This is a genomic window from Pseudomonas massiliensis (assembly GCF_000826105.1).
GTDB lineage: Bacteria > Pseudomonadota > Gammaproteobacteria > Pseudomonadales > Pseudomonadaceae > Aquipseudomonas > Aquipseudomonas massiliensis.
Genome location: NZ_CCYK01000006.1, coordinates 972,936 through 990,969 on the forward strand (window position 1 = coordinate 972,936; position 18,034 = coordinate 990,969).

The following is an 18,034-nucleotide window of genomic DNA, read 5'->3' on the forward strand; positions in this document are numbered from 1 at the left end:
CTCATGTTTTTGCGCCACTGTATCGCTGTCACCCTCCTCGCCTTGCTCGCCGGCTGCGCCGGACTGGGACCCAAGGAAGCCGTGCAAGGCCAGGGCGACGCCCAGGCCTGGCGTGACCACAAGGCCCTGACCGCCACGGTGAACGGCTGGGAAATCAATGGCAAGGTGGGTATCCGCGCGCCGAGCGACTCGGGCAGCGGCACCCTGTACTGGCTGCAGCGCAACGATTATTACGACATCCGCTTGTCCGGCCCCTTGGGCCGCGGGGCCGCGCGCCTCACCGGTCACCCCGGGCAAGTCACCTTGGAGGTCGCCAACCAGGGACGTTACCAGGCTCCAACCCCTGAGGAGCTGCTACAGGCGCAACTGGGCTGGCGCCTGCCGGTGGGCAACCTGGTGTACTGGGTGCGCGGCCTGCCTGCCCCGGAAGGCAAGAGTACTGTGGTGCTGGACAGCGACAGCCGGCTGGCACGGCTCGAACAGGACGGCTGGACAGTGGAATACACTCGCTACAGCCAACAAGGCAACTACTGGTTGCCGGAGCGCCTGAAAGTCCATGGGCAGGATCTGGACGTCACGCTTGTGATCAAGGACTGGCAGCCCCGCCAGTTGGGGCGCTGAAATGAACGCGACTCGACTGACCCTGCCCGCGCCGGCCAAGCTCAACCTGATGCTGCATATTCTGGGGCGCCGTCCGGACGGTTACCATGAGCTTCAGACGCTGTTCCAGTTTCTCGACCATGGCGATGAACTGGATTTTGCTTTGAGAGACGACGGCGTGATCCATCTACATGGCGCGTTGGACGGCGTGCCCCACGACAGCAACCTGGTGGTCAAGGCGGCTCGCCGCTTGCAGGCCGAGGCCGGCACGCCTCTCGGCGCGGACATCTGGCTGCGCAAGGTACTACCCATGGGCGGTGGCATCGGGGGCGGCAGCTCAGACGCCGCCACTACCCTGCTGGCCTTGGACCGTCTCTGGCAACTGGACTGGACCGAGGATCGCCTCGCCGCCCTGGGGCTCACCCTGGGCGCCGACGTGCCGGTTTTCGTGCGCGGGCGGGCTGCCTTCGCCGAGGGCGTAGGCGAGAAACTCACCCCCGTGGAGCCCGAGGAACCCTGGTATGTCGTGCTCGTTCCGCAAGTCACTGTAAGTACAGCAGAAATTTTTTCAGATCCACTGTTGACACGTGACTCTCCCGCCATTAAAGTGCGCTCCGTTCTCAGGGGAAACAGCAGAAATGACTGCCAACCCATCGTAGAGCAGCGTTATCCAGATGTACGTAACGCTTTGAGTTTGCTAAGTAAATTTACTTCTGCTAAGCTCACCGGTACTGGAAGTTGTGTGTTTGGGGCCTTCCCAAACAAAGCTGAAGCTGATAAAGTTCTGGCCCTTCTAACAGGTACCATCACAGGGTTTGTGGCAAAGGGATGCAACGTTTCGATGTTGCATCGCAAGCTGAAAATCCTGTCCTAAAGAAGCGAGTGCTCGGCACTCGATGATCCGCCACAGGGGCGTCGCCAAGCGGTAAGGCAGCAGGTTTTGATCCTGCCATGCGTTGGTTCGAATCCAGCCGCCCCTGCCATTTTCTATACTCATCCAGGTATACCCCAGCCGGCAGGTACTGCGCGTGTCCAAGATGATGGTCTTTACGGGGAATGCTAACCCCGATCTGGCTCGGCGTGTCGTACGTCAGCTGCACATTCCACTGGGTGACGTCTCCGTCGGCAAGTTCTCCGATGGCGAAATAAGCACTGAAATCAATGAAAACGTACGTGGTAAGGACGTTTTCATCATTCAGCCGACTTGCGCACCAACCAATGACAACTTGATGGAACTGGTCGTGATGGCAGATGCCTTCCGTCGTTCCTCCGCGTCGCGTATCACCGCGGTGATCCCCTACTTCGGCTATGCCCGCCAGGACCGTCGTCCTCGTTCGGCCCGGGTAGCGATCAGCGCCAAGGTGGTGGCCGACATGCTGACCGTGGTCGGTATCGACCGCGTGCTCACGGTCGACCTGCACGCTGACCAGATCCAGGGCTTCTTCGATATCCCCGTGGACAACATCTACGGCTCCCCCGTGCTGGTGGACGATATCGAAGACCAGCGTTTCGAGAACCTCATGATCGTGTCCCCGGACATCGGCGGCGTCGTGCGCGCACGCGCTGTTGCCAAGTCCCTGGGCGTCGACCTGGGTATCATCGACAAGCGCCGCGAGAAAGCCAACCACTCCGAGGTGATGCACATCATCGGTGACGTGGAAGGCCGCACCTGCATCCTGGTCGATGACATGGTCGACACCGCCGGCACCCTGTGCCACGCGGCCAAGGCCCTGAAAGACCATGGCGCCGCCAAGGTCTATGCCTACAGCACCCACCCGGTACTGTCTGGCCGCGCCATCGAAAACATTGAAAACTCCGTGCTGGACGAACTGGTGGTGACCAACACCATCCCGCTGTCCGCCGCGGCCCAAGCGTGTTCGCGTATCCGCCAGCTGGATATCGCACCCGTCGTCGCCGAAGCGGTTCGCCGCATCAGCAACGAAGAATCGATCAGCGCGATGTTCCGCTAAGCCCGAGGCTTATGCCACACCGCTGACGAAGATGCCCCGCCCCGACATTTGTCCGGGCGGGGCTTTTTTGCCCTCCCCACCCGCGCTGGTCGCAAACGCTGATGGGTCGGGGCCACTTTGGAGAAACAACATGACTGATTTCATTCTTAACGCCGAATCGCGTTCCGACCTGGGGAAAGGTGCGAGCCGCCGCCTGCGTCGTAACGCTGCGCCTCAGGTTCCTGCCGTTGTCTACGGTGGCGAGCAGGCCCCTGAGTCCATCACCCTGCTGGCCAAGGAAGTTGCCAAGCTGCTGGAAAACGAAGCGGCCTACGCTCACGTGATCGAGCTGAACGTTGGTGGCACCAAGCAGAACGTGATCATCAAGGCACTGCAGCGTCACCCTGCCAAGGGTCACGTCATGCACGCCGACTTCGTTCGCGTCGTTGCCGGCCAGAAGCTGACCGCCACCGTACCGCTGCACTTCATCAATCAGGAAGCTGCCGTCAAGAAAGGTGGCGAGATCTCCCATACCGTTTCGGAACTGGAAATCTCCTGCCTGCCGAAAGACCTGCCCGAGTTCATCGAAGTCGACATGGCCAACGCTGAAGTCGGCACCATCGTGCACCTGTCCGACCTCAAGGCGCCTGCTGGCGTCGAGTTCGTCGCTCTGGCCCATGGCAACGACCTGGCCGTGGCCAACGTCCACGCGCCACGCGTACAGGCTGAAGAAGCAGGCGAAGGTTCCGCTGAGTAATCAGTGAGCCTGCCCGGGGCGGCCTGCATCACGCTGCCGCCCTGCTTCGAGCGATAAGGAAAGGCCCCTCGTGACCGCCATCCAGTTGATCGTTGGCCTGGGTAACCCCGGCCCCGAATACGAACAGACCCGGCATAACGCAGGGGCCTTTTTCGTTGAGCGTATTGCCCGTGACCAGAACGTCAGCCTGGTACCGGAGCGCAAATTCTTTGGCCTGACCGGGCGTTTCAGCCATAAAGGTCAGGATGTTCGCCTGTTGATCCCCACCACCTACATGAACCGCAGCGGACAGGCCGTGGCCGCGCTTGCCGGTTTCTATCGCATCCCCGTGGACGCGATCCTGGTGGCTCACGACGAACTCGACATTCCGCCCGGCGTGGCCAAGCTCAAGCAGGGCGGTGGCCACGGTGGGCACAACGGCTTGCGCGACATCATCGCGCAGCTGGGCAACCAGAATGGTTTCCACCGCCTGCGGCTTGGCATCGGCCACCCGGGCGACGCCAGCAAGGTTTCGGGTTTCGTGCTCGGCCGCGCGCCACGCACCGAGCAGGATAAACTCGACGCCAGTATCGATTTCGCCCTCGGCGTGCTGCCAGACATTCTCGCCGGGGATTGGGCCCGGGCGATGAGAACGCTGCACAGCCAGAAGGCCTGACTTCACGAAGAGGGTTGCACCATGGGTTTCAATTGCGGCATCGTCGGCCTGCCTAACGTAGGCAAGTCCACCCTGTTCAACGCGCTGACCAAGTCCGGTATCGCCGCGGAAAACTTCCCCTTCTGCACCATCGAGCCAAACAGCGGCGTCGTGCCCATGCCCGACACGCGCCTCGATGCGCTGGCTGCCATCGTCAAGCCCGAGCGGGTGATTCCTACCACCATGGAATTCGTGGATATCGCCGGCTTGGTGGCCGGCGCCTCCAAGGGCGAAGGCCTGGGCAACAAGTTCCTGGCCAACATCCGCGAAACCGACGCCATCGCTCATGTGGTGCGCTGCTTCGAAGACGAGAACGTGATTCACGTCTCCAACAGCGTGGACCCGAAGCGTGACATCGAGATCATCGACCTGGAACTGATCTTCGCTGACCTGGACAGCTGCGAGAAGCAACTGCAAAAGGTCGCCCGCAACGCCAAGGGCGGCGACAAGGATGCGCTGGCCCAGAAGGCCGTGCTCGAGCGTCTGATTCCGCACTTTACCGAAGGCAAGCCGGCCCGTAGCCTGATGAAGGGCATGAGCGTCGACGAGAAGCAGTTGATCCGCGGTTTCCACCTGCTGACCAGCAAGCCGGTGATGTACATCGCGAACGTGGCCGAAGACGGCTTCGAGAACAACCCGCACCTGGACGTGGTCAAGGCCATTGCCGAGGAGGAAGGCGCGATCGTGGTGCCGGTGTGCAACAAGATCGAAGCGGAAATCGCCGAGCTCGACGACGGTGAAGAAAAGGACATGTTCCTGGAATCCCTGGGGTTGGAAGAGCCAGGCCTGAACCGGGTAATCCGTGCCGGCTATTCCCTGCTCAATCTGCAAACCTATTTCACCGCGGGTGTGAAAGAGGTCCGCGCCTGGACCGTGCGCATTGGCGCCACCGCCCCACAGGCCGCCGCTGTCATCCATACCGACTTCGAAAAAGGCTTCATCCGTGCCGAAGTGGTCGCCTATGACGACTTCATCCAGTACAACGGCGAAGCCGGTGCCAAGGAAGCGGGCAAATGGCGCCTGGAAGGCAAGGAATACATCGTGAAAGATGGCGATGTCATGCACTTCCGCTTCAACGTCTGACGCTACAAGCTTTGCTCAAGCCCCCTGTCGGTGAACAACCGGCAGGGGGTTTGTTTTTGAAGTAGCTACTTCATGGGCAAGTACGTTGGGCTCAAAGTCTCCAGCTGACGCTCAGAGTGCCGTTGGAAATGTCGTAGGGCCTGCCATTCTCGAAAACGCCTTGGTAAACGAAGGAGGCATCCTTCAAATTATTGCCTTGGTAGGCGAGGGTTATGGCACCTTTGGTTGCATCGGCAGTGCCTTCCTCTGTCCCGAACACTGCATGGACCCCGCGCTCGCCTCCCGGGACGATTTTATGTTCGCCATTGGGCGTCCCGTCAGGGATACTCAGGAAGATGAATTGGTATTGCCCTTCAGGGTCTCCCTGGAGCCCCCAGACGTGCAATTCGTTATTAACTGTGTAGACCCCCGATTCGGTCGAGTTGAAAGCCCCGCGCGGCCCTTGCGCCTTTATAGACACCTGAGCGTTTTCCTGGGGCTGCCTTTTCAAATCCTGAATGCGCATAAAACTGTCCTCCATCTTGATTCAGGCCATGCGGCCAGTGAAACCTCAATCTAGGGAACAGCCCTGCTCGCTTACAGCTATCAATGGCACCAGCTTGCGCCGACTGGCTCCGCGTGGCAGGCATCATCGAGCGCCCTATCAAGCGTCACGACCAGCAGGAGCAGCCGCAGCACCTGAGCGCTGGCATCAAGCGCATCCGTCCGCGCAGCAGAGCAGGTGGCCACAGAGCTGCCTAGCCATACCGACATCATTTAGTGCCAACCTCAACGACCCCCAGGGCGACCGGCATGAATCCCTGCGCCTGGTCATGGACCACGAGGCATATGCGGACATCAGCCGCAAGGACATGCAGGCAGCCCTTGGCGAAGGCCTGAACTTGCGCGCCCGGAAGACATGGGGTTATTTAGCCCCGTAGCGACAATCGAAATTTTAAGTTGCAAACAGCCGCCCTCTCATAATAGACAACACCCTCCTCCCATGTAAGGATCTGTTCGGCGCAATTGAATACCGAGCGGTTGCGTAACCCAGGGTATAGGCAGTCACCCTTCTGGACCACTATTAACCACCTTTACTGCTGACACTAAGGGTGAATATTCAACCAGAGTGGCAATACAAAAAGAGCCAAGCTTCGCATATTTCCTTTATTCGGGCTCACTCGTTGACCAAGATCAACGTACAGGTCTCGCCTTACCGATAGGCTATAGCGCCTTATCACGAAGTTTAGAGCCAACGCCCAACGACGGAGCAATGGTCCAGCGGTAGCGCTGGCGGAAAGCGCCCCACGGATGGGGCCAAATACATCATAATAACTATGTGCAAGGTACAGCCATGTCTCAAGCACGCAGCTTCATCAATCACAGAACGCAGTCTTATCCGGCTTTGAAGGCCTCTACCCCTGTCTCCGGGCATGCCCGGGCAAAGTTCGATGTTCTCAATGGCCATATTGTCAACAGCGTGGTCCTGGCGGGAGAGCTGGTCATCATCGGCGACCCGACCACCCCCTCCTGCACCAGCCACGAAGCATTCCTGATGGGCAAGGCGGCTTACGTACACTCCAGCCTGTTGGCGAGCGGTGTAGAGGACGATGATTTCTTCCTGGAGAACTTCGATCTATTACAAGATGTACTGGCCAATGCCGCTATCGGCATAGGCGCGGCCAGCGATGGATGGAGCAGACACCTTAACAATATCCTGTCAACCCTCAAGGAAATCAAGGCAGCGCACCACGACTATCTGCGTTCCGGCCCGTCAGGGCGCGACGCCTTCTACGCAAAACGAACGGCGCTGTTCATGAAACTGGAAGAGCAGTTGAGCAGCATCGCAGCTTATGGGTCAGGCCTGCGTAAAAAAGGAAAAATCAAGCATGCGCTGGGCCTTTCGACCAAAAGCTTTCTGCACCACGGTGAGATAGCAGGCTACGCCGATAAAGTCTTCGGTGTTGCGAGAGCATCGAATTTGGCAAAGAAAGGCGCTTACATTGGTATCCCGCTGGATATGGCCTCCACAGCCTTGGAGATTCATAAAGCCTGCACCGAAGGCCGGGAAGAGGAATGCCGACGTGCCAAATACGTTGAAAGCTCGGCTTTGGTCGGTAGTTTGGGAGGCGGCGCTGTTGGAGGGCAAATAGGAGGCCACGCAGGGCGATTGATCTGTGGCTTCGCTCTGGGAGCAACCACAGGCGGCATCGGAGCGATAGGTTGTGCGGTCCTCGGAGGAGCCGTCGGGGGTATGGTTTTTGGCGATTTAGGAGGCAAGGGAGCTAAAGCGCTAGGCAGCCTAGTTTATATGGAGGTAACCGAATGAGCGATACCTTCATCGGATTGATTGCCTTTTTTATTATGGCGCCCATGATAACTTCAATTATTGTACAAAGCTACATCGCACACAGGCACATTGAGGATTATGAAGCACTCCTTCCTAACTGTAGTTTTATCATAGAGAATAGAACGCTATTTCAAAATGGAGGCCTTCCAGGAAAATTAATGCGCACAGGGTTGATCGCCTGGGTTCTGGCAATACCGGGAATTTTCGTAAAGAAGGGCTTTATAGACTTGGATGAGGTTAAACGATTCCCCCCCAGAACTAAGCGATTATTGGTCAGTGTGTTATACGTGCAGTGCGTAACCCTTATAGCACTTGTGATTTTTAACTATGTGTGCCTTGAACCATGACCTGCTAGCGGTAAACGGATCGCCCCGGAACATCCATCGACGATAGTACCTACCAATACCTTGCATGATAATCCCTCGAATTTTTCAATATGATGCTTGAACGTGCCGGAAGCCAGGCTGGGGTCAGATATTTGTATAGCTTCAGGACGTGGCACAGCTGGCACTGCAGGGCTAACATATGCCGTCCCTGGGGGAGCCGTGAGTGGCAAGATATAAGGTGATTACGGTAGCGAGCCGGGCGAAATTTCTGGGAGCAAGATCTACCGGGAGGTATTCGAGTGAATGATACTAATATAGCAATAAATGCATTCATCATTATCGCTTCTATGTAGCTCACCATGATTGTACACGCTTATATCGCGCACAGGTACACTGAACACTTTGAATCGTTTTTGCCGAACTGTATTTTCGTGACTGATAATAAACGAACGTTTAGACACGCGGGGCTTCCCGGCAAGGTATTACGCACAGGAATGATCTCTATAGTGTTAGCAGTACCGCACATCTTCATGCGCCGGGGCGGGATCGATCTGGATGAAGTGAAACGCTTTCCGCCGCGCGAGAAGCGGCTTCCGGTTAGCATTTTGATCATACATTTTATATTGGTGTTAGCTCTTATCGTCTCGCATCATGTCCTGCCTAGGCCCTAGCATTCCGTTTTTGAATCCGAGTTTTCCAACGGGTTTTTGCAAGGTGCGCACAGACTGCTGTTCTGGAGCGAAAATTTCTTAGCGCCTGATGAAGCTTAAATGAACAGCTGTTCGAGCGCTGTCCCGGGCGCCGCGATGGAAAAGGCTGGCGAAGGTCATATAGGGAAGCAATAGAATGAATGAAACTTATATTGCTGTGGTCGCCTTTTTAATTATGGCACCCATGATAACGTCAATTACTGTACAAAGTTACATCGCACACAGATATATTGAGCATTATGAAGCACTCCTTCCCAACTGTATTTTTATAGTAGAAAACAGGATACTGTTTCGACACGGAGGCCTTCCAGGCAAGTTGCTGCGCACAGGTCTGATTGCGTGGGTGCTGGCGATACCCAGAATTTTCGTGAATAAGGGCCTTATCGACATTAACGAAGTTAAACGTTTCCCAACCAGAACAAGGTGGGTATTGGTCAGTGTGTTATACGTGCAGTGCATAACAGGTATAGCACTTATCATTTTTAACTACGCCTGCCTTGAACCATGACTAGCTAGCAGTAGGCGGTTCGGCATGGCCTATCGAGCGGTAGGTGACACCCTCCAATACTGAATGGCCAATCTTTCGGCGATTTTTAGAACTAGCGGTAAAGGGTACTAAGAGAAAACGATTGTCGACGCTAATCATGCCTTGGCCGAGAATGTCCGAAATGACATTTATCTTCACATTTCAGGAATAGCTCCAAGCGCAAGGCCTTGGGTACAGCCCGGCTGCCACCACAACAGAGGTCGAGCTTCCACGAGCAGCGAGCTAGAGCGTTTCAACCGAACCACGCTGCGCTTCGTCAGTCGGAATCAGGGACTGCTCATTCCTGCCAAAGGCTACTCGATGAAAAATGCGCTGCACCTTCTCCGTCAGCACACCAGCCCCCAGCGCGACGCCCAGGGTTATCTCCCCCTGGAAGCCTATGGCGCGCTTGGCGATGGACGCTCGGTAGCACTGGTAGGGTGGGACGGGTCGGTGGATTGGTGGTGCGTGCCCCATATGGACTCACCGCCGCTGTTCGACCGGCTGCTGGCCCCGGAGTCCGGGGGCTTTTTCCAGATAGCCCCCGAGGATGAATACCAGGTGGAGCGCCGGTATCTACCTGACAGCAATGTGCTGGAAAGCGTATTCACGACCCAGCATGGTCGTGCGCGGCTGGTGGAATCACTCAATAGCGGCCCGGCCGGGCGCTTGCCTTGGGCGGAATTGGGCAGGCGCATCGAGGGTATCGAAGGCCAGGTGGCATTCAAGGTACAAATCAGCTTTGGCACCCAGGCAGACACGGTCTGCCCCTACCTCTCCCCGACCGGCAACGGCAGCGTGTTCCACGCCGGGAACATCCTGGGAATGTTCCTGCACAGTGATGCCTTGGCGATCGAGCGTGAAGACGACCTGGGCGTGCTGGCGCGCCTGCGCATCAAGCAAGGGCAGCGGGAAGTGCTGGCGATCGTCGCCGGACGCGACGAGCCTCTGGTAGTGCCCTCCCTGGCGTTGATCGACGACCGTATCGACGGGTCGGACCGGGAGTGGCGTCAATGGGCCAAGGGCCTGTGCTATGACGGCGAATTCAAGGGGTTGGTGAACCGCAGCGCCCTGGCCCTCAAACTGCTGTTGTCGTCACCCAGTGGATCGATCATGGCGGCAGCAACCACTTCGCTGCCCGAGCGCATCGGCGGCGACAAGAACTACGACTACCGCTTCGCCTGGGTGCGTGACGCAAGCTATACCATCGAAGCCTTTCTCAGCATCGGCGCCCAGCCAGAGGCCAAGGCTGCCTTCACCTGGTTGCTGCATCGCCTCGGCGAACATGGACCGAAGGTGTGCTACACCCTGGACGGGGGCCTGGGAGATACCGCTCGGCTGCTGGATCTACCTGGATACAAGGGTTCGGCACCGGTGGTTGGCAATGACGCAGCCGAGCAGCCTCAGCATGGGGTTTATGGGGACATCTTCGAAACCGCGCGCTGCTTCATCGATTGCGGCAATATCCTCGACGCTTCCAGTGCCATGATCCTCTCCGCGGTTGCTGATCAATGCGCCGATAGCTGGCGGCGCCCGGATAGCGGCATCTGGGAATTGCCGGAGCGTCGGCATTACACCATGTCGAAGATCAGCTGCTGGCAGGCCTTGAGCCGAGCGGTGGAACTGGCCGACAGCGGTCACCTGCCCACGACCTGCCGCGATCGCTGGGACCGCGAGCGCCAGCGCATCGAGACCTGGATCGACGAGCATTGCTGGAGTGAAACCCGTCAGGCCTATGAATTCTACCCAGGCAGCAACCAGCTCGATGCATCCCTGGCGCTGGCCGTACGCTTTGGCTTTCCTCAAACTGAGCGCCTGGCCAGTACCCTCGAGGCCATAGACGAGGCCTTGGGTTGTGGCCCCTTCCATTATCGCTACAGCGGCATGGACCAGGAAGAAGGCTGTTTCCTGGCCTGTACGTTCTGGATGGTGGAAGCCCACGCAAGCCAGGGACGGCTCGATCAGGCCAGGCAGGCTTTCACCGAGGCGGTAAAAGGCCTGGACCAGGGGTTGGGCATCTATTCGGAAATGGTCGACCCGCATTCGCGGGCTTACCTGGGCAACCTGCCGCAAGGGCTGACCCATCTGGCCCTGCTGGGAGCGGCGCGAGCGCTGTCGGGCATCTTCCCGCAGCGCTGAGCCTGGCGCTTACTCGGTAGGCGACTCTGTATTGATGTAGTCGGGGACCTCGGCCAGCGGGAACTGGCGACGCTGGTCCGGCTGGGCGGTGCCTTTGGGCGCCAGTGGTTCAAGGCGCTGCGGCTGTCCGGTCGTCAGTGCGCGCTCGATGGCCTGGATCACCCGCACGTCTCGCCAGCCCTCCTGACCATCAGGCTCCGGCGCCCGGTCCTTGAGGATGCAATCGGAGAAGTAGGCTGTCTCTCCGGCGAAATGGTCGACCACCGGATGCGTGTGTTCCTGGGTCTTGCCATCCAGCGTGGCACGGTAGCTGATGCTCACCCCCTCGCCGTAGCCGAAACAGGGGGACGCCTCGATCTCTCCCTTGGTGCCGATCAACTGAAAGCGCTCGGAACTGGGCAAGGTGTAGCTCAGGGTGAAATGGGCAAGGCGGTCTTCAGGGAAGCGCAGCGATACCGTCACCGTGTCCCAGGTATTCACTTCTCCTCCGGGGGTTTTGCTACCTGAGGCGCTGACCTCGAGGGGCTCGCAGCCGAACAGTTGGCGCACCATGTTCAAGGGGTAAGGCCCCATGTCGAACACAGGGCCCGCGGCGAAGCCGTTCTGGGCGCGGTGGTTGTTGGGCTTGACTACCTGGGTGAAGGTCGAGGTGAACACACGGGGATCACCGAACTCACCCGCCCGTACCCGCTCGATCATTTCCAGCGTGCCCGGTTCGCAGTGCAGACGATAGGCAATCATCAGCTTTGCCCCGGAACGCTGGGCCGCTTCGATCATCGCATGGCAGTCTGCTTCCTCGGTCGCCATGGGCTTCTCCAGAAGTACGTGGACCCCCGCTTCCAGCGCGGGCACCACGAACTGGCGGTGAAGGAAGTTGGGGGTTGCCACATAGACGGCGTCGATTTCACCCGAATCGAGCAACTGGGAATACTGATCGTAGCTGTACGCTTTGAGGCCGTAGCGCTTGGCCAAGGCATCCGCCTTGGCGGGGTCGCCGGTGACCAGGGCCGTCATGATGGAATTGTCAGTCTGGCCTACGCCTGGCATGAACGCGCCCTGCGAAATCGAGCCACCGGCTACCACCGCGTAGCGCACTTTACCGTCTAGATCGGGCATTCCAGGTCTCCTCGCTTGTTGAAAAGTGACCTTCAGCTGAGCCCCGGCCGGCGCAAGGAGTTCATTTTGAAATCGCTCAGTGGCTATGTAGCAGGTAGCGTTGGTAGAACTCCAGGGTTGCCTGGTTCTTGTCCTTGGCCTCGAACATGATGTCGAAGCGATCCAGGAATTGCAGGGCATATTCGTTGGTGGGGTGGTTCCACATGCGAGCGCTGTGCAGATACAGATCGCGTTTGTTGACCTTTTCCAGCAGGGCCGGCATTTCCAGCGGTACATCCGGGCCGAAGCCCAGGCTCTGCAAGTGCTCCGGGGGTTGCGAGTAGTGCATGGCCGGGCGTACCCCGCGCCAACTTTCGATGATGCGATCCACCCGAGGGTCGTCCGCTGGAATGTAGGTTTCCTCGTTGATCCAGCAGTGGTGGATGTCCAGCACCACCGGGGCAAGGTCCGCCAGGGCCAGGCAATCGTTCACGCCGTAGACCTTCTCCTCGTTCTCGAAGGTAATGGTGTTGCGTGCTTCCGTGGACAACCGGGGCCAGGTGGCGCGCACGCCTTCAACGCCCAGGCGCCCGGCGATGTGCACATTGCATTTGAAGTCCTGGAAGCGCTGCCCGTAACCCATCATGCGGATCATGTCGGCGTGGTACTCGAACTCGGCCACGCTGTTATCCACTACGTCAGGCTTGTCAGAGCCCAGCACGCAATACTGTCCGGGATGGAACGACAGGCGGATGCCGGCGGCTCGGGCGAAGTCGCCAATGGCGCCGAAACGTTGCTGCAGATGCGCCTGCAGCACGGGGTCGCGATAGAAGCTCGCCACCTTCGGATGACTGTACAGCGGCAGCAGGTCACTGCTGAGCCGCAACATGCGCAGCGTGGGCGGCAACTGGGCAACATAGGCCAGCAGCTTTAGCTGGGCATCGAGGTTGTGTTCGATCAGTTGCAGCAGCTTTTCCCGGGCGGCCTCTTCCGTGGCGCTGGACAGCCAGCGCAGGGTCGTGGTGCGAGGGTTGAAGGTTTTCTCGATAGCCTCCAGCGCCTTGAGCGCCAGGCTGCGTTGGGAATGCCGGTACAGGCAGGCGAAGCCGATGCGCGCCTCGCTCATGACTGGGCCTGCCACAGCGTATGAAACGGGCCCTGGGCGCCGAAAACAGGATCTGAATCCGGATAGCTCGCTGCTTCGATCGCCCGCAGTTGCTTGGCACTCGGCGCTTCCCGGCAGATATCGAAGTCCGCGCCGGCCGGGTACGCCCCCACCACCACGAAGTCCTCGCTGGCGCTGAGCTGGCAGTGGCCGGTACCGGCGGGCAACAAGGCGACATCGCCGGCCTCGACCACCACCTCATAGCCACCCGGCCCGCCCAGTTGCAGCCGCGCATGCCCCTGGGCGAAACCAAGCACCTCGTGAGCAGTGGAATGGTAATGGTGGTAATCGAAGACGCCGTCGCGCCATTGGGCGGGCCAATGGTTGACCTGGAATAGCTGCTCGAAGGCCGTGGCCGGGTCACTGATCCTGGACAGCACTTGGCGGTAAAGGATCACCGGAAGCCGCGGGTTGTTCGGCACCCACTCGTTGCGCTCCAGGCGCACGGCTTCGACTTGCGCCAGGCTGCCATCAGCGCGCAGGGGCAGTTGATTGACAAGCAAAGGCACGTCGAGGGTGTGGATAAAAGCAGGCGGGGCCATGGCGTTCTCCTGGCACAGGTCGTTACCCTGTGGACAACAGAACGCCGTCGCTTATCAATCCGTAAGCGCTCAGCCGCGGGCGCGCTGCACCTCCAGCAACACCTCCAGCGGATGGCGCAGCTCCCGATCCGCCAGGCGCTTGGTCTGGCTGCGGCAGGAGTAACCAGTGGCCAGCGCCTCGCCTGCTTCTTCCGCCGGCGCGGCCACTTGGGCCGCCCAGGATTGGTCGAAGATAGTGCGCGAGCTTTCCTGGTTGCGCGCTTCATGCCCATAGGTGCCGGACATGCCGCAGCAACCCGTGGCCTGGGTGACGAGGGCCAGCCCTACCCGCCCGAACAGGGTTTCCCATTGCTTGGTACTGGCCGGAACGTTGGTTTTCTCCGTGCAGTGGGCCAGCAATCGGTACCGCTTGGTCACGCTGGCCTCGCGCCCCTCCGGCAGAGCATCGAGCAGCCATTCCTGCGGCAACTCGACCTTGGGCAGCTGGGCAATGCCCGACACCTTGGCGTACTCCTGGCGGTAGACCAGGGTCATGGCCGGGTCCAGGCCCACCATGCGCACACCGAAGGCGCTCAATGCCTGCAGCTGGCTGGCATTACGAACGGCCGCCTTGTTGAAGGCGCTCAAGAAGCCCTGCACATGCAGCGGCTTGCCGTTGGCGTAGAAGGGCGCCAGGTACACCTGATACCCCAGGCGTGACACCAGTTCGATCAGGTTCGCCAGCAGCGGCGTTTCAAAGTAGCGGGTGAAGGCATCCTGCACCAGGATCACGCTGCGTGCCCGCTGGGCTTCATTCAGGCCGATCAGGCGCGCCGCGGTGGCCGGTTGCACTTGCCAGCGATCGAGGCTGGCCTGGAAGTTGAAGCGGCTCAGCAACGGGCTGTCCACCATGCCCACCTGGCGTTGCAGCAGGTTACGCACTACCGGCGCGTTCATCACTGCGTTGTACAGGGCCGGTACCCGCGCCAGGTACGGGATGGTGAATTCCAGCGAGCCGATAAGGTAGTCCCGGGCCGGGCGCAGGTAGCGCGTGTGGTACAGCTCCAGGAAGCGCGAGCGGAACTCGGGCACGTTGACCTTCACCGGGCATTGTCCCGCGCAGGACTTGCACGCCAGGCAGCCAGCCATGGCATCGTAGACCTCATGGGAAAAGTCCGCCTGGCCCTCGCGTTGCGCCCGACTGTTGCGCCAGCGCTGCGGCAGCGTTTTCCAGAAACCAGGCTGCCGCTTGCCGGGCGCGAGCACGTCCACCCCCGCCTCGCCCTGCAGGCGCAGCCATTCACGTACCAGCGAGGCGCGTCCCTTGGGTGACTGGGCACGTTCACGGGTCGCCTTCCACGAAGGGCACATGGCGTCGTTCGGGTCGTAGTTGTAGCAGGCGCCGTTACCGTTGCAGTGCATGGCGGTGCCGTAGCTCTGCCATACCCGCTCATCGATGCGCCGGTCCAGCTCGCCGCGCAGGGTGACCTCGTCGATGCGCAACAGGGCCTCGCTGCTCTCCAGAGGCGTGCAGATCTTCCCTGGATTCAACTGGTTATGAGGGTCGAAAGCGCTCTTCAACGCCTGTAGCGAAGGGTACAACTCGCCGAAGAAGGCCGGAACGTATTCCGAGCGCACGCCCTTGCCGTGTTCGCCCCAGAGCAGGCCCCCATATTTCTGCGTCAAGGCCGCCACGGCGTCGGAAATCGGCCGTACCAGGGCCGCCTGGGCCGGGTCTTTCATGTCCAGGGCCGGGCGCACATGCAGCACCCCGGCATCCACATGGCCGAACATGCCATAGGTCAGCCCATGGCCATCGAGCAAGGCCCGGAACTCGGCGATGTAATCCGCCAACTGCTCGGGCGGCACCGCGGTGTCTTCCACGAAGGGTTGCGGGCGGATCTCCCCGTCCACGTTGCCCAGCAGGCCCACCGAGCGCTTGCGCATGGTGTACACCCGGGTTACCGCCTCGTTGCCCGCGGCCAGGGTATGCCCCAGGCGTTCAACGCTCTGGTCCTGCTGCAGATGAGCGACGAAGGCCGCGACCCGGGCGTTCACCTCCTCCGGCTCGTCACCGCTGAACTCCACCAGGTTGATCCCCAGCGTGGGGCGGTCCGGATCAGCCGGGAAATATTCAGCCACGCTATGCCAGACGATGTCCTTCATGGCCAGCAACAGCACGCGGGAGTCCACGGTCTCGATGGACAGCGGCTGATGCTGGATCAATGCCCGGGCATCGCGCAGGGCATCCATGAAGCTGGCATAGCGAACGTTGACCAACACCGAATATTTTGGAATGGGCAGCACATTGAGCCTGGCTTCGACCACGAAACCCAGGGAACCTTCGGCGCCGCAGAGCAAGCTGTTGAGGTTGAAGCGCCCATCCGGCTCGCGCAGATGGGCCAGGTCGTAGCCAGTCAGGCAACGGTTGAGCTTGGGGAAGCGCGCCTCGATCAGCTCGGCCTGGGTCTCGTTGATATGGCGGGCGGTACGGTATACCGCGCCGACCCGATCCTGGCGAGCGCACTGGCGCTCCAGCTCGGCCTCGTCGATGGGCTGGCTGTGCAACGCCTCGCCACCGAGCAGCACCGACTCCAGGGCCAGCACATGGTCACGGGTTTTACCATAGGTGCAGCTACCCTGCCCGCTGGCGTCGGTATTGATCATGCCGCCGATGGTGGCGCGGTTGGAGGTCGACAGCTCCGGCGCGAAGAACAAGCCGTGGGGCTTCAGGGCCGCGTTGAGCTGATCCTTCACCACGCCGGCCTGGACCCGTACCCAGCGACCTTCCACGTCGATTTCCAGGATGCGGTTCATGTGCCGGGACAGGTCCACCACGATGCCGTCGGTCAAGGACTGTCCGTTGGTACCGGTGCCCCCGCCACGCGGGGTGAGCTTGATGCCTTGGTAAGCCGGCTCGGCCATCAGCCGGGCCACCAGCGCTACGTCGCCAGCATCGCGAGGGAACACGGCAGCCTGAGGCAGGCGCTGGTAGATGGAGTTGTCCGTGGCCAGCACGGTGCGGCTGGCGTAGTCGGCGCTGACTTCACCTTTGAAGCCGCCGGCACGCAGGGCCACGAGAAAATCACGGTAATCGGCCTTCACGGCGGCCGGATGCAGCTGGGCGATCATGGTCGATGCCTCGTTATGATGATGGGCGCAGGGTGACTCACTGCTGCCAGGGCCTTACCATCTTCGCCGGGCCCGGGCCTGATCACAAACGGATATTGATCCCCCTATCGATGACTTTTCCGAATGAATTACCGCCGCCTTACGCCATCCATGTCGCTGCTGCTGGCCTTCGAGGCGGCAGCGCGTCATGAAAGCTACACCCGCGCCGCTCAGGAGCTGTCGCTGACTCAGAGCGCGGTCAGCCGGCAGGTGCAGGCGCTGGAGCAGCAGTTGGGCCTGACCCTGTTCCGTCGTGAAGGTCGCAAGGTACTGCTCACGGATGTGGGGCGGCTATACCAGCGAGAGCTGAGCGAAGCCTTGGGTCGAATCCGCAGCGCCACGCTGCAGGCGCTGGCGTTCCAGTCCGGGGTGGGCACCCTGCGCCTGGCCACCCTGCCTACCTTCGGTTCCAAATGGCTGCTGCCGCGGTTGCACGGTTTCTATCGCGATCATCCTGGCATGCTGATCCACATTCATTCACGAATCGAAGCCATCGACTTCGCCGCCAGTGAGATAGACGCGGCCATCGGGGTGGGTATCGGCCAGGTGCCGGGCTTGATCAGCCACCGCCTGCATGCCGAGGAACTGGTGGTGATCCTCAGCCCTGCCGACGCCATGCGCCTGGGGCAGCCCGGCCCCGAACAGATCGGCCGGCAAGCCCTGCTGAGCGTGGCCAGCAACCCACATGCCTGGGCCGAATGGTTCAGCCACCATGGCCTGCCGCACCGGGCCATGCGCCTGGGCCCGAGCTTCGAACTGACGTCTCACCTTGTCCAGGCGGTACGCGCCGGCATCGGTATCGGCCTGGTGCCGCGGGTACTGGTGGAAGAAGAATTGACCAAGGGCGAGCTGATCAGCGCTGGCCCGCCGGTGGCCAGCGCTCGCAGCTATTACCTGCGCTATCCCGAGCGCAATGAGAGCCTGCCCTCGTTACGCGCATTCCGGCAGTGGTTGCTCGGGCAGCTGTAG

15 protein-coding genes and 1 tRNA gene are annotated in these 18,034 nt (G+C 60.2%); 11 read left to right on the forward strand and 5 right to left on the reverse strand.

The window, feature by feature from the left end; genetic code table 11:
• Window positions 1–3 precede the first annotated feature (3 nt).
• The 7 genes from lolB (at window position 4) to ychF (ending at window position 5,083) form a co-directional block, all read left to right on the forward strand.
• The gene (gene lolB, locus BN1188_RS10530) at window positions 4–621 is read left to right on the forward strand and encodes a lipoprotein insertase outer membrane protein LolB (RefSeq protein WP_040261341.1); all 618 of its coding nucleotides are present in this window, start codon (window positions 4–6) and stop codon (window positions 619–621) included.
• A gap of 1 nt (window position 622) precedes the next feature.
• Entirely contained in the window at window positions 623–1,474 is an 852-nt protein-coding gene (ispE, locus tag BN1188_RS10535; RefSeq protein ID WP_040261342.1) for a 4-(cytidine 5'-diphospho)-2-C-methyl-D-erythritol kinase, read from the forward strand.
• A 34-nt stretch (window positions 1,475–1,508) separates the two neighbouring features.
• Window positions 1,509–1,583, forward strand: a tRNA-Gln gene (locus tag BN1188_RS10540).
• A gap of 45 nt (window positions 1,584–1,628) precedes the next feature.
• Entirely contained in the window at window positions 1,629–2,570 is a 942-nt protein-coding gene (locus BN1188_RS10545; protein ID WP_040261476.1) for a ribose-phosphate pyrophosphokinase, read from the forward strand.
• 130 nt (window positions 2,571–2,700) lie between these two features.
• Window positions 2,701–3,306 (forward strand): 50S ribosomal protein L25/general stress protein Ctc, encoded by a 606-nt coding sequence (locus tag BN1188_RS10550; RefSeq protein ID WP_040261343.1) that lies wholly within the window; start codon window positions 2,701–2,703, stop codon window positions 3,304–3,306.
• 70 nt (window positions 3,307–3,376) lie between these two features.
• Complete coding sequence (gene pth, locus BN1188_RS10555; RefSeq protein ID WP_040261344.1) at window positions 3,377–3,961, forward strand: aminoacyl-tRNA hydrolase; 585 nt, start codon at window positions 3,377–3,379, stop codon at window positions 3,959–3,961.
• Window positions 3,962–3,982: 21 nt separating this feature from the next.
• A complete protein-coding gene (gene ychF / locus BN1188_RS10560; RefSeq protein WP_040261345.1) occupies window positions 3,983–5,083 on the forward strand; it encodes a redox-regulated ATPase YchF in 1,101 nt (366 codons plus the stop codon).
• A 91-nt stretch (window positions 5,084–5,174) separates the two neighbouring features.
• Here ychF and BN1188_RS10565 read toward each other — a convergent pair whose 3' ends face one another.
• Window positions 5,175–5,588 (reverse strand): hypothetical protein, encoded by a 414-nt coding sequence (locus BN1188_RS10565; RefSeq protein ID WP_148485247.1) that lies wholly within the window; start codon window positions 5,586–5,588, stop codon window positions 5,175–5,177.
• An 828-nt stretch (window positions 5,589–6,416) separates the two neighbouring features.
• Here BN1188_RS10565 and BN1188_RS10570 point away from each other — a divergent pair.
• From BN1188_RS10570 to BN1188_RS10590, 3 genes are all read left to right on the forward strand, one after another.
• The gene (locus BN1188_RS10570; RefSeq protein ID WP_040261347.1) at window positions 6,417–7,391 is read left to right on the forward strand and encodes a hypothetical protein; all 975 of its coding nucleotides are present in this window, start codon (window positions 6,417–6,419) and stop codon (window positions 7,389–7,391) included.
• Entirely contained in the window at window positions 7,388–7,759 is a 372-nt protein-coding gene (locus BN1188_RS10575) for a hypothetical protein (RefSeq protein WP_040261348.1), read from the forward strand. The genes BN1188_RS10570 and BN1188_RS10575 overlap by 4 nt, the downstream gene beginning before the upstream one ends.
• A gap of 1,536 nt (window positions 7,760–9,295) precedes the next feature.
• Entirely contained in the window at window positions 9,296–11,113 is a 1,818-nt protein-coding gene (locus BN1188_RS10590) for a glycoside hydrolase family 15 protein (protein ID WP_084596199.1), read from the forward strand.
• A gap of 9 nt (window positions 11,114–11,122) precedes the next feature.
• On the opposite strand, the gene BN1188_RS10595 is transcribed toward BN1188_RS10590, so the two are convergent.
• The 4 genes from BN1188_RS10595 to ydiJ form a co-directional block, all read right to left on the reverse strand.
• Window positions 11,123–12,229 carry a Gfo/Idh/MocA family protein gene (locus BN1188_RS10595; protein WP_040261349.1) on the reverse strand — a complete coding sequence of 369 codons (1,107 nt, stop codon included), beginning with the start codon at window positions 12,227–12,229 and terminating at the stop codon, window positions 11,123–11,125.
• Window positions 12,230–12,305: 76 nt separating this feature from the next.
• The gene (gene uvsE / locus BN1188_RS10600; RefSeq protein WP_040261350.1) at window positions 12,306–13,334 is read right to left on the reverse strand and encodes a UV DNA damage repair endonuclease UvsE; all 1,029 of its coding nucleotides are present in this window, start codon (window positions 13,332–13,334) and stop codon (window positions 12,306–12,308) included.
• Entirely contained in the window at window positions 13,331–13,915 is a 585-nt protein-coding gene (locus tag BN1188_RS10605) for a cupin domain-containing protein (RefSeq protein ID WP_148485248.1), read from the reverse strand. Before BN1188_RS10605 ends, uvsE begins: the two co-directional genes overlap by 4 nt.
• A 69-nt stretch (window positions 13,916–13,984) precedes the next feature.
• On the reverse strand, window positions 13,985–17,026 hold the full coding sequence (gene ydiJ, locus BN1188_RS10610; RefSeq protein WP_040261351.1) for a D-2-hydroxyglutarate dehydrogenase YdiJ: 3,042 nt from the start codon (window positions 17,024–17,026) through the stop codon (window positions 13,985–13,987).
• A 123-nt stretch (window positions 17,027–17,149) separates the two neighbouring features.
• On the opposite strand from ydiJ, the gene BN1188_RS10615 reads away from it, so the two are divergent.
• Window positions 17,150–18,034 (forward strand): LysR substrate-binding domain-containing protein, encoded by an 885-nt coding sequence (locus BN1188_RS10615; RefSeq protein ID WP_040261352.1) that lies wholly within the window; start codon window positions 17,150–17,152, stop codon window positions 18,032–18,034.

Coding starts and splice junctions, on each gene's coding strand:
- BN1188_RS10575 (WP_040261348.1), top strand. CDS start 7,388: ATGAGCGATACCTTCATCGGATTGATTGCCTTTTTTATTATGGCGCCC.
- ychF (WP_040261345.1), top strand. CDS start 3,983: ATGGGTTTCAATTGCGGCATCGTCGGCCTGCCTAACGTAGGCAAGTCC.
- ydiJ (WP_040261351.1), bottom strand. CDS start 17,026: ATGATCGCCCAGCTGCATCCGGCCGCCGTGAAGGCCGATTACCGTGAT.
- BN1188_RS10605 (WP_148485248.1), bottom strand. CDS start 13,915: ATGGCCCCGCCTGCTTTTATCCACACCCTCGACGTGCCTTTGCTTGTC.
- BN1188_RS10570 (WP_040261347.1), top strand. CDS start 6,417: ATGTCTCAAGCACGCAGCTTCATCAATCACAGAACGCAGTCTTATCCG.
- BN1188_RS10590 (WP_084596199.1), top strand. CDS start 9,296: ATGAAAAATGCGCTGCACCTTCTCCGTCAGCACACCAGCCCCCAGCGC.
- ispE (WP_040261342.1), top strand. CDS start 623: ATGAACGCGACTCGACTGACCCTGCCCGCGCCGGCCAAGCTCAACCTG.
- BN1188_RS10550 (WP_040261343.1), top strand. CDS start 2,701: ATGACTGATTTCATTCTTAACGCCGAATCGCGTTCCGACCTGGGGAAA.
- BN1188_RS10565 (WP_148485247.1), bottom strand. CDS start 5,588: ATGCGCATTCAGGATTTGAAAAGGCAGCCCCAGGAAAACGCTCAGGTG.
- BN1188_RS10615 (WP_040261352.1), top strand. CDS start 17,150: ATGAATTACCGCCGCCTTACGCCATCCATGTCGCTGCTGCTGGCCTTC.
- lolB (WP_040261341.1), top strand. CDS start 4: ATGTTTTTGCGCCACTGTATCGCTGTCACCCTCCTCGCCTTGCTCGCC.
- uvsE (WP_040261350.1), bottom strand. CDS start 13,334: ATGAGCGAGGCGCGCATCGGCTTCGCCTGCCTGTACCGGCATTCCCAA.
- BN1188_RS10595 (WP_040261349.1), bottom strand. CDS start 12,229: ATGCCCGATCTAGACGGTAAAGTGCGCTACGCGGTGGTAGCCGGTGGC.